This is a genomic window from Cupriavidus sp. 05N40 (assembly GCF_056397305.1).
This window is the reverse complement of sequence record NZ_JBFTND010000242.1, coordinates 1-10,238: the sequence shown is the minus strand read 5'-3', so window position 1 is coordinate 10,238 and position 10,238 is coordinate 1. Positions and strand designations below refer to the sequence as shown.

The window sequence follows — 10,238 nt, the reverse complement described above, 5'->3', positions numbered from 1 at the left end:
GACCTGCGCAGCACGGTGGTGTTCGGCGGCGTCGACATGAACCCGCAGACCGAAGCCCTGCGCCGCGGCGTCGAGATCCTGGTGGCCACCCCGGGCCGGCTGCTTGACCACGTGCAGCAGAAATCGGTGAACCTGTCGCAGGTGCAGATGCTGGTGCTGGACGAGGCCGACCGCATGCTCGACATGGGCTTCCTGCCCGACCTGCAGCGCATCATCAACCTGCTGCCGGCACAGCGCCAGACGCTGCTGTTCTCCGCCACGTTCTCCACCGAGATCAAGCGTCTCGCCTCGAGCTACCTGCGCCAGCCGGTCACCATCGAAGTCGCGCGCAGCAACTCGGCCAACGAGAACGTGCGCCAGGCCGTGTTCCAGGTCGAGGACGGCCACAAGCAGGCCGCCGTCGTGCACCTGCTGAAGAAGCGCGCCGGCGAAGGGCTGTCGCGCCAGTGCATCGTCTTCGTCAACAGCAAGATCGGCTGCTCGCGCCTGGCCCGCCATCTCGAGCGCGAAGGCATCAACGCGGCCGCCATCCATGGCGACAAGACCCAGACCGAGCGCATGCAGACGCTCGACGGCTTCAAGCAGGGCGCGATCGACGCGCTGGTCGCCACCGACGTGGCGGCGCGCGGCCTGGACATTCCCGACATGCCCTGCGTGATCAACTTCGACCTGCCGTTCAGCGCCGAGGACTACGTGCACCGCATCGGCCGTACCGGCCGCGCCGGCGCCACCGGCGATGCGCTGTCGATCTACGTGCCGAGCGACGAGCGCCTGCTGGTGGATATCGAGAAGCTGCTCAAGCGCAGCATCCCGCGCAGCGCGCTGGAAGGGTTCGACCCCACCGGCGCCAATGCGCGCGCCGAAGAAAGCGAGCGCCGCCGCGCCCGCACCGATGTGCGCCGCAGCCGCCCCGGCACGGAAGAAGAGCCGCGTCCGCGCAGGCACGATCCCGTCAGCTCGCGCAATGCCTTCCGTCCTTCCGACGATCCTTTCTTCTCGCGTCCCTACGAGCCCAGCGGCGGTGCCGCGTCCGTGCAGCCGGAAGCCGCCGACCACGCCGCCGCGTTCGGTCGCGGCCGGCCCGCGCCCAAGCGCCCGCTGGCGGCGCTGCTGGGTGGCGTGCCCAGGAAGTCCTGACCTGTCGACGGCGCGCCTGGCGCGCCGCATCCGGCGATGCCCGCGCGCGCGGGCGCCGGGAAAGCTAGCGTTGTCCCCTGCGCTGCCGTTCGAGCAGCGCTTCCCACCCGGCGGTAGCCTCCGCCAGCCAGCCCTGCATCGAATCCGCTCCGCTCGCCAGGCCGAGGTGGGCGCCCGCCGCGCGCAATGCCGCCAGCGGCTCCAGTGCATCGACCGATTCCGCGCCGCTCTGCTTGCTGAGTTTCTCCCCGATCTCGTTGGTGACCACCGGCACGTGCAGGTATGACGGCGTAGGCAGGCCGAGCAGGTGCTGCAGGTGAATCTGCCGCGGCGTGGAATCGAGCAGGTCGGCGCCGCGCACGATATGCGTGATGCCTTGCTGCCCGTCATCCACCACCACCGCGAGCTGGTAGGCCCACAGGCCGTCGGCACGGCGCAGCACGAAATCGCCGACCTCGGTCGCGAGGTTCTGGCATTGCCGGCCTTGCCAGCGGTCGTCGAAGCAGATCAGCGCCGCGTCGCCATCCGGCACCCGCACGCGCCAGGCGCGCGGCAGCTTGCCGTGCAGGCCGTCGCGGCAGGTACCCGGATAGCCGAGCGTCTGGTGGCGCTCGCGCGCATGCAGCAGCGAGTCGGCGATTTCCTTGCGCGAGCAGCCGCAGGGGTAGGTCTGGTGGCCGGCATCGAGCCGGCGCAGTGCATCGGCATATGACGCCTCGTGGCGGCTTTGCCACTGCGGCGGCGCGTCCGGATGCAGGCCGAGGCGTTCCAGCGTATGCAGGATCTGCTGGTCTGCGCCGCGCACGCAGCGCGGATAGTCGATGTCTTCGACGCGCACCAGCCAGCGGCCGCGGTGCGCGCGCGCATCGAGCCAGCTGGCCAGCGCGGTGACCAGCGAGCCCATGTGCAGCGGGCCGGTGGGCGAGGGGGCAAAGCGGCCGCAATAACCGGGGGCCGGGGCGTGGGACGTCATCTGGACTTCATCGGAACATCATCGATACCGCAGCCGGTGTCAGTCGGGCTGCCCCGGCTGCTGTTGCAGCAATGCCTGCACCAGGCGCGGGTCTTCGAGCTTGCTGGCCCACCATTGCAGCGCCTTGCCGCGCGTGCTGGTGCGCCAGGCCACCTTGAAATTGCCGGGCGCGCGCACCTCGAGCGTCTCGCGCGCCTGCAACACGCCGCTCTCGATGAAAGGCTGCGCCATCGGCGCCGGCAGCCAGCCGCAGCCCAGGCCGCGGATCTGCGCCTCGAGCTTGTCGCGCATGGTGGGCACCACCAGCACGTCCTGCCCGGCCAGCACGCCGTGGGTGCGGGCAGGCAGGTTGCGCGAGGTGTCGCCGACGGCCACGATGCGGTGCTTGGCAATCTGGATGGTGGTGAGCGGGCCGGGCTCGGTGGCCAGCGGGTGATGCGCGGCCACCGCGAAGACGAAGGGCATGGTGCCCATCGGCCTTACCTGGAAGCCCTGCGTGCTCGGCGCGTCGTAGGCGCCGCCGATCACCAGGTCGGCGCGGTTGCTGACCAGCGCGTCCCAGGCGCCACCCAGCACTTCCTTGGCGAAGCGCAGCCGGGTGGCGGTGTTCTCGGCATAGAAATCCTGGATCACCGGCAGCAGCGCGCGGAAATTGATGAGGTCGTCCACCACGATGGTCAGCGTGGCTTCCCAGCCSGTGGCSAGSCGCTTGACGCGSCGCGCSAGGTCGTCGGCSGCGTGSAGCAGGTGGCGGCCTTCGTCSAGCAGGGCGCGTCCGGCGGGCGTGAGCTCGGCGCGGTGGCGGCGGCGGTCGAACAGCAGCACGTCGAGGTCTTCTTCCAGCTTGCGCACCACATAGGTCAGCGCCGACGGCACTTTGCCCATCTCGTGGGCGGCTGCGGCAAAGCTGCCTTTGCGCTCGATGGCATCGAGGACTTCCAGGGATTCGAGAGAGAGGGCCATGTTCAGAAATTCTGAATGATTGCTACGAAGATCGTCCCGCTTAATATACTCCTGCGCCCATAAACTGCCTAGTATCGAAACGTAGCGCAAGGCCAGGACTCAGTCTCTGTGCCGATGTGGCCTGAAGGAGGGCCGTCAAAATGATTGAAATCAGAAAGGCGGGTGAACGCGGATACGCTGATCATGGCTGGCTCAAGTCTTACCACAGCTTTTCCTTCGCGGACTACTACGATGCCGGCCACGTCCAGTACGGGCCGCTGCGTGTGATCAACGAAGACCGCGTCGCGCCAGGCATGGGTTTCGGCACGCACGGTCACCGCGACATGGAGATCATCAGCTATGTGCTGGAGGGCGAACTGGCCCACAAGGACAGCATGGGCAACGGCAGCGTGATCCGTCCGGGCGATGTGCAGCGCATGAGCGCCGGCACCGGCGTGCGCCATTCGGAGTACAACCACGCGGCGCACGACACCACGCACTTCCTGCAGATCTGGATCCTGCCGGAGGCGGCGAATCTCGAGCCCGGCTACGAGGAGCGGCGTTTCGAAGCCGCCGACAAGCGCGGACGCCTGCGCCTGGTGGGCAGCCGCGACGGCGCCGAAGGCTCGGTGGTGATCCACCAGGACCTGCGCCTGTACGCCGGGTTGTTCGACGGTGACGAGTCCGCCACGCTCGCGCTCGCCCCGCAACGGCGCGCCTACGTGCATGTGGCGCGCGGCCGCGTCAATATCAACGGCAAGGCGCTCGAAGCCGGCGACGCCGCGAAGATCGAAGGCGTGGACGCCGTGGCCCTGTCCGGTGGAGACAACGCGGAAGTGCTGGTCTTCGACCTGCCCTGAGGCGCCCGCGGCGGTCCTGGCAAGCCCCGCAGCCCGCCGGCGCACCGGCGGTCTGCGGGGCTTTGTCTTGGCGGGTTTGGCGTGTGCTATCTTCTCGCTATAGATAAGCGCACGGGCCGGCACTTGCCGCTTCCGGCGCGCTCCGGCCATCGACCCCCAGACCAGAGATGACTTTTGTATCCGTTCTCCTCGCGCTGATCGCCGAGCAGTTCCGCGCCCTGGGCCGCAACAATCCGATCTACGACATCGTGCGCGTGCTCGCCGAGCGGGCCGAACACGCGTTCGACACAGGCCGTCCGCGCGATGCCGCGCTGGCCTGGTTCACGGTGGTGTTGCCGCTGACGCTCACGGCCATGGTGGTGCACTACCTGCTGGCTTCGATCAGCGTGGCGCTCACGCTCGCCTGGAATGTCCTGCTGCTCTACCTGACGCTCGGATTCCGGCAGTTCAGCCACTTCTTCACCGACATCCACGAAGCCCTCAACCGCGACGACCTGCCGCGCGCCCGCGCGCTGCTGCACCAGTGGACCGGGCTCGATACCGTGGAAATGCCGGTCACCGAGATCGTGCGCCACACGCTCGAGGCCGCCATCGTGGCGGTCCACCGCCATGTGTTCGGCGTGTTCTTCTGGTTCCTGGTGCYGATCGGCCCGGGCGGGGTAGTGCTGTACCGGATCACCGAATACCTGGCGCGCCACTGGAACCTGCCTTCCACTGAGCGCAGTCCCGCGCTCGGTCGCTTTGCCGCGCGTGCCTTCTATCTGCTGGACTGGATTCCCTCGCGGCTGACCGCGGTGGGCTTTGCCATCGTCGGTAACTTCGAAGACGCGGTCTACGCGTGGCGCAACCATGCGCGCAAGTGGAACGACGCGGTCAACGGCATCTTGCTGGCCAGCGGCGGCGGCGCGCTCGGCGTACGCCTCGGCGTGCCRCTGGCGGAGGCCGACTCCGCCGTGGTGCTGCGCACCATCGTGGCCGGCCCGGCGGTGGACTATGCGCCGGGCATGGAGGGCGACAGCGAGCCCGAGCCGGTCGCGCCCGAGTTCGGCGCGGAACCCGGCGTGCGCACGCTGCAATCGGCCATCGGCCTGGTGTGGCGAGCCGTGGTGCTGTGGATGCTGCTGCTGGCGATGCTGTCGCTGGCGCTGTGGGTGGGCTGAAGCGCCAGGCGCCAGGCTAGCCCTGGCGCGGCGCCCCGCATTGCCAGCACGAGCCGAACTGCGCCTCGTGCCATTCCCCGCAGGACAAGCACTGCCAGCCTGGCCCGGAGGGCGGGTTGGCGGCCGCGCGCAAGACCGCCCATGCCTGGGCTTCCATCTCGTCGTCGATCAGCCAGACCTGGGGCGCGCTTTCGCGGAACGGAATGTCGCCCATCGCGCCGACCAGCCAGGTATTGCGCAGGTCAGCGCGGATGCCGGCGGCTTCCAGCAGGTTCTGGCAATGCGCCGCATGCACGAGCGAAGGGGTGGAGAGCAGTAGTTTCATGAGGATCGGGCGCGCCGGGTGGGCGCCCGATCACCTTACCACGGCTTTTGCTGGCGGGATTCGTGCAGCAGCTGCGTGTAGAGCTGATGGCGGCGTTCCGAGATCTCGCCTGCCTCGATGGCCGCCAGCACGCCGCAGCCGGGCTCGTTGATGTGGTGGCAGTTGTAGAAACGGCACTCGGTCAGGCGCGCCCGGAACTCGGGGAAGGCGCGCTCGAGCATGCCCTCGCTGAGATGATGCAGGCCGAATTCCTGGAAGCCGGGCGAGTCGATCAGGCAGCCGCGCTGGCGCTCGCCATGGTCGGCATCGCTATCCACGCTTGCCGGCAGGTGGTAGAGCCGCGTGAACGTGGTGGTGTGCTTGCCCGAATCCAGCTTGGCCGAGATCTCCCGCGTCTGCGCTTCGACGCCCGGGATCAGCAGGTTCAGCATCGAGGACTTGCCCATGCCGGACTGGCCGATCAGGATGCTGGCGCGCTGCGCCAGGCGCGGGCGCAACTGCGCCAGCGCGTCTTCCGGCGCACCGTGCACGGACATGTAGAGGATCTCGTAGCCCAGCGCCTGGTAGGGCGCGAGCCGGCTGCGGGCTTCGTCGAGGCGCGCGGTCAGGTCGACCTTGTTGAGCACGATCAGCGGCCGGATTTCCAGCGCTTCGGCCGATACCAGCGCGCGCCCGAGCAGGTCTTCCGAGAAACCCGGCTCGGTCGCCAGCACGATCACCACCTGGTCGATATTGGCGGCCAGCAGCTTGGACTTGAACTGGTCCGAGCGGTGCAGCAGGTTCTTGCGCGGCTTGACGCTGGTGATGACGCACTGGTCCGCGGAGGCGTACTCGATATTGACGCGGTCGCCCACGGCGCACTCGCTGCGCTTGCCGCGCGGAAAGGCGTGCAGGCGGCTGCCGTCGCCCAGTTCGATCACATAGTGGCGGCCGTGCGCGGCGACGACCAGCGCTTCTTCCGTGGCTGCACCATTGCCCTTGGCAGCGCTTGCGGCGCGCTGCTGGCCCCCTCTGGCGGCGCGGCTCATGCGTGCGCCAGCAGGCGGTCGATCCGCTGTGCCGCGGGCGGATGCGAGTAGTAGAAGGCGCTGTAGAGCGGATCGGGGGTCAGGGTCGAGGCGTTGTCCTTGTACAGCTTGACCAGCGCCGAGATCAGGTGGCCGGCGTCGGTCTGTCCCGCGGCAAAGGCATCCGCTTCGAATTCGTGGCGGCGCGAGGTCTGGCTGGCCAGCGGCCCGAGCAGGAACGTAAACACCGGCAACGTCAGGAAGAACAGCACCAGCGCCAGCGCATGGTTGCTGGTGCCGAGGTTGGGCAGCACGCCCAGGCCCGTGTAGAACCAGGTGCGGCTGGCCAGCCAGCCCAGCGCGGCCAGGAAGGCCAGGCTCAGCGCGAAGCTGACCACCATGCCCTTGAGGATATGACGGCGCTTGAAATGGCCGAGCTCGTGCGCCAGCACCGCTTCGATCTCGTCGTCCGCCAGGCGCTCCATCAGCGTATCGAAGAAGACGATGCGCTTGGCGGCGCCGAAGCCGGTGAAGTAGGCGTTGCCGTGCGCGCTGCGCTTGCTGCCGTCCATCACGAACAGGCCGCGGCTGCGGAAGCCGCACTTTTGCAGCAGGCGCGTGATGCGCGCCTCCAGCGAGGCATTGGCCAGCGGCTCGAAGCGGTTGAACAGCGGCATGATCACCGACGGCGCGATCATCTGCACGAACACGGTGAATGCGATCCAGGTGAGCCAGGTCCAGGCCCACCAGTATTGGCCCATATGCTCCATCAGCCAGAGCACGGCCAGCAGCAGGGGCAGGCCGAGCGCGCAGCCGACCGCGGTCATCTTGACCAGGTCGACGAGGTAAAGCTGCCAGCTCATGCGGTTGAAGCCGAAGCGCTGTTCGATGACAAACTGCCCATAGACCGAGAAGGGCAGGTCGACCAGGCCGCCGACCACGGCCACGCTGGCGATCAGCGCGACGCTGTAGGCATAGCCCGGGCCGAAGGTGTCCAGCCAGAACTGGTTGATCCACTGCAGCCCGCCCAGCATGGTCAGGACGATCAGCAGCGCGGCGCCGGCCAGCACTTCCAGCATCGACAAGCGGGTGCGCGCGATGGTGTAGTCGGCTGCCTTCTGGTGCGAAGCCAGCGTGATGGTGTCGGCAAAGCGGCCGGGCACCGCGTGACGGTGTTGCGCCACATGGCGCACCTGGCGGGCTGCCAGCCAGAGCTTGGTCAGCACCATCAGCATCAGGGCGGCGAGGAACAGAAACGTGAACATCGGGCGGGGCCTTGTCGTGTGAACCGTTGCCGTGCAGGGCCGAAGGCCGGCCGCGGCGGCGGATATGCGAGAATTATAAGTTGTTCGCGCCTGGCGCCCCGTGTTCATCGTCCGGGCCCGGGTGCGCCCCTTCTTGCTTCTCCTTCGATTGCAGTCCAGATGACCAGCCAAAACACGCACGCCGGCGCCGGCGCCAAATCCGTCAAGAGCGAAAACAACCTGATCTGGCTCGACATGGAGATGACCGGCCTGATGCCGGACCAGGACCGCATCATCGAGATCGCGATCGTGGTGACCGATTCGGAACTCAATATCCTGGCCGAAGGCCCGGTGCTGGTGATCCACCAGGAAGACGCCGTGCTCGACGGCATGGACAACTGGAACAAGGGCACCCATGGCCGCTCCGGCCTGATCGACAAGGTCAAGGCATCGACCCTGAGCGAAGCCCAGGCCGAGACCGAGCTGCTGGCCTTCGTCAAGCGCTGGGTGCCGGCTGGCAAGTCGCCCATGTGCGGCAACTCGATCTGCCAGGACCGCCGCTTCATGGCGCGCTACATGCCCAAGCTGGAGGCGTTCTTCCACTACCGCAACCTCGATGTGTCTACCCTGAAGGAGCTGTGCAAGCGCTGGGAGCCGGCCATCCACAAGGGCTTCGTCAAGCGCCAGCTGCACACGGCCCTGGCCGACATCCTGGAATCGGTGGAAGAGCTGCGCTACTACCGCACGCATTTCATCCGCCATCCGGCGCCCGCCGCGGCTGTGGCCGCCGATGCGCCCGTGGCGCCGTCCGCCCCGGCGGCCTGATACGAGCATTCCACGCCACTCACGAGGCGCCTCGCGGGGCGCCTTGTTAATTACCGCAGCCACCTTTCATGTTCGCGCGCATCGTCTCGATCATCACCCCGGTCATCCTGATCATCCTGGTGGGCTGGCTGTACGGGCGGCGCGCGCATCCCGACATGGCGGGCATCAACCGCGCCACGCTGGACGTGATCGCGCCGTTGCTGGTGGTCTCGGCCTTCGTCAGCAAGGATTTCGTGCTGGCCGACCAGTTCGAGCTGCTTGGCTGCGCGGTGGCCGTGGTGCTGGGTTCCGGTGTGCTCGCATGGCTCGGTGCGCGCCTGCTGCGGGCTGACCCGCGCACCTTCGTGCCGCCGATGATGTTCAACAACTGCGGCAACATGGGCCTGCCGCTGTCGGTATTCGCCTTCGGGCAGGTCGGGCTGGCGCCGGCGGTGGCGCTGTTCGCCGCCTCCAACCTGATGCACTTCACCATCGGCATGAAGATCGTCAACCGCCATGCGCGGGTGGCGCAGATCGCGCGCAACCCGATGGTGCTGGCGACCGTGGCGGGGGTGGGGTTGTCGCTGGCGCGGCCGTGGTTCGCGTTGCCCGAGCCGGTGCTGCAATCGGTCAAGCTGCTGGGCGACGCTACCGTGCCCCTGATGCTGTTCGCGCTCGGGGTGCGCATGAAGGACGTGAACCTGCGCAACTGGACCATGGGCGCGATCGGCGCCGCGGTATGCCCGCTGACAGGCATTGCGTGTGCCTTGCTGCTGGCGCAGGTGGTGCCGCTCACCCAGCTCCAGCGCGGGCTGCTGTTCGTGTTCGCGTCGCTGCCGCCCGCGGTGCTCAACTTCCTGGTGGCCGACCACTTCCGCCAGGAGCCCGACCAGGTGGCTTCGATCGTGCTGCTGGGCAATGTCGGCGCGGTGGTGTTCGTGCCGCTGGGGCTCTACCTCGGGCTGCGCTGAAGCCTGGCCGCTCAGGCCGCGGGCCTGGCGCGGATGGCCTGCTTGGGCCGCCATATCCTGGCCACCGCCTCGTCGGATTCGATGTACGGTCCGCCGATCAGGTCCACGCAATAGGGCACGGCGGCAAAGATGCCCTGCACGATGGTCTTGCCATCGTCAGAGCGCAGGCCTTCGAGCGTTTCGCGGATGGCGCGCGGTTGCCCCGGCAGGTTGATGATCAGCGCGGCGCGGCTGGCGGTCTCGCGGATCACCGCCACCTGGCGCGACAGGATCGCGGTCGGCACGAAATGCAGGCTGATCTGGCGCATCTGTTCGCCAAAGCCGGGCATTTCCTTGGTGCCGACAGCCAGCGTGGCTTCCGGCGTGACATCGCGGCGCGCCGGACCGGTGCCGCCGGTGGTCAGCACCAGGTCGCAGCCGGCCACGTCGACCAGTTCGATCAGCGTGCGCGAGATCAGCGCCTGCTCGTCGGGCACCAGCCGTTCGACGGCCTGCCAGGGCGAGGTCAGGGCGCGGCCGAACCAGTCCCGCAGCGCCGGGATGCCTTCGTCCTGGTAGGTGCCGGCCGAGGCGCGGTCGGAGATCGAGACGAAGCCGACCACCAGTTCGTCCGGATGCTTGCGGGCCACGGGATGGGTCGTCGCGGGGGTGGTGGTCTGCGTCATCTTGGCTCCGGGTTTGCGGTCATTCGTCGCTGGCTTCGCCGTCCGGCAGTGGCTCGGCTTCGCCGGCGGCTGCCTGGGTGCCGTCCAGCGCACTCTAGACCGCCTGGAACAACTCGCGGAAATAGCGCGGCGGCTTGCTCAGTTCGCGTT

Annotated in this window: 11 protein-coding genes; 5 read left to right on the top strand and 6 right to left on the bottom strand. The window is 68.1% G+C overall.

Going from position 1 to position 10,238, the window contains the following annotated elements; translation table 11 throughout:
- Positions 1 to 1,137, top strand: a 1,137-nt coding sequence (locus tag AC1DO7_RS35755; protein WP_477117199.1) for a DEAD/DEAH box helicase, incomplete at its 5' end; no start/stop codon positions are given.
- Between the two features lie 64 nt (positions 1,138 to 1,201).
- On the opposite strand, the gene gluQRS is transcribed toward AC1DO7_RS35755, so the two are convergent.
- Both gluQRS and AC1DO7_RS35745 read right to left on the bottom strand, forming a co-directional pair.
- Positions 1,202 to 2,110 (bottom strand): tRNA glutamyl-Q(34) synthetase GluQRS, encoded by a 909-nt coding sequence (gluQRS, locus tag AC1DO7_RS35750; protein ID WP_441613106.1) that lies wholly within the window; start codon positions 2,108 to 2,110, stop codon positions 1,202 to 1,204.
- Positions 2,111 to 2,149: 39 nt separating this feature from the next.
- Positions 2,150 to 3,073, bottom strand: a complete 924-nt coding sequence (locus AC1DO7_RS35745) for a LysR family transcriptional regulator (RefSeq protein WP_441613105.1) — start codon at positions 3,071 to 3,073, stop codon at positions 2,150 to 2,152.
- A gap of 140 nt (positions 3,074 to 3,213) precedes the next feature.
- Between AC1DO7_RS35745 and AC1DO7_RS35740 the strand changes: the two genes are divergently transcribed.
- Entirely contained in the window at positions 3,214 to 3,912 is a 699-nt protein-coding gene (locus AC1DO7_RS35740; protein ID WP_441613104.1) for a pirin family protein, read from the top strand.
- Positions 3,913 to 4,079: 167 nt separating this feature from the next.
- The gene (locus AC1DO7_RS35735; RefSeq protein ID WP_477117198.1) at positions 4,080 to 5,072 is read left to right on the top strand and encodes a CobD/CbiB family protein; all 993 of its coding nucleotides are present in this window, start codon (positions 4,080 to 4,082) and stop codon (positions 5,070 to 5,072) included.
- A gap of 16 nt (positions 5,073 to 5,088) precedes the next feature.
- On the opposite strand, the gene AC1DO7_RS35730 is transcribed toward AC1DO7_RS35735, so the two are convergent.
- Genes AC1DO7_RS35730 through AC1DO7_RS35720 form a run of 3 tightly spaced genes read right to left on the bottom strand, consistent with a single transcriptional unit; the run spans position 5,089 to position 7,669 of the window.
- A complete protein-coding gene (locus AC1DO7_RS35730; RefSeq protein WP_441613102.1) occupies positions 5,089 to 5,397 on the bottom strand; it encodes a putative signal transducing protein in 309 nt (102 codons plus the stop codon).
- Between the two features lie 35 nt (positions 5,398 to 5,432).
- On the bottom strand, positions 5,433 to 6,425 hold the full coding sequence (gene rsgA, locus AC1DO7_RS35725; protein WP_441613100.1) for a ribosome small subunit-dependent GTPase A: 993 nt from the start codon (positions 6,423 to 6,425) through the stop codon (positions 5,433 to 5,435).
- Positions 6,422 to 7,669, bottom strand: coding sequence for a M48 family metallopeptidase (locus AC1DO7_RS35720; RefSeq protein ID WP_441613099.1), 1,248 nt, complete (start codon positions 7,667 to 7,669; stop codon positions 6,422 to 6,424). Before AC1DO7_RS35720 ends, rsgA begins: the two co-directional genes overlap by 4 nt.
- 159 nt (positions 7,670 to 7,828) lie before the next feature.
- Between AC1DO7_RS35720 and orn the strand changes: the two genes are divergently transcribed.
- A complete protein-coding gene (gene orn, locus AC1DO7_RS35715) occupies positions 7,829 to 8,473 on the top strand; it encodes an oligoribonuclease (protein WP_441613098.1) in 645 nt (214 codons plus the stop codon).
- A gap of 68 nt (positions 8,474 to 8,541) precedes the next feature.
- Complete coding sequence (locus AC1DO7_RS35710; RefSeq protein WP_441613097.1) at positions 8,542 to 9,423, top strand: AEC family transporter; 882 nt, start codon at positions 8,542 to 8,544, stop codon at positions 9,421 to 9,423.
- Positions 9,424 to 9,434: 11 nt separating this feature from the next.
- On the opposite strand, the gene mog is transcribed toward AC1DO7_RS35710, so the two are convergent.
- Complete coding sequence (gene mog / locus AC1DO7_RS35705) at positions 9,435 to 10,088, bottom strand: molybdopterin adenylyltransferase (RefSeq protein WP_441613096.1); 654 nt, start codon at positions 10,086 to 10,088, stop codon at positions 9,435 to 9,437.
- Positions 10,089 to 10,238 lie beyond the last annotated feature (150 nt).

Excerpts from the sequence above, each read along its gene's own strand:
- gluQRS (WP_441613106.1), bottom strand. The coding sequence starts at position 2,110 with ATGACGTCCCACGCCCCGGCCCCCGGTTATTGCGGCCGCTTTGCCCCC.
- AC1DO7_RS35710 (WP_441613097.1), top strand. The coding sequence starts at position 8,542 with ATGTTCGCGCGCATCGTCTCGATCATCACCCCGGTCATCCTGATCATC.
- AC1DO7_RS35740 (WP_441613104.1), top strand. The coding sequence starts at position 3,214 with ATGATTGAAATCAGAAAGGCGGGTGAACGCGGATACGCTGATCATGGC.
- mog (WP_441613096.1), bottom strand. The coding sequence starts at position 10,088 with ATGACGCAGACCACCACCCCCGCGACGACCCATCCCGTGGCCCGCAAG.
- AC1DO7_RS35720 (WP_441613099.1), bottom strand. The coding sequence starts at position 7,669 with ATGTTCACGTTTCTGTTCCTCGCCGCCCTGATGCTGATGGTGCTGACC.
- rsgA (WP_441613100.1), bottom strand. The coding sequence starts at position 6,425 with ATGAGCCGCGCCGCCAGAGGGGGCCAGCAGCGCGCCGCAAGCGCTGCC.
- AC1DO7_RS35730 (WP_441613102.1), bottom strand. The coding sequence starts at position 5,397 with ATGAAACTACTGCTCTCCACCCCTTCGCTCGTGCATGCGGCGCATTGC.
- orn (WP_441613098.1), top strand. The coding sequence starts at position 7,829 with ATGACCAGCCAAAACACGCACGCCGGCGCCGGCGCCAAATCCGTCAAG.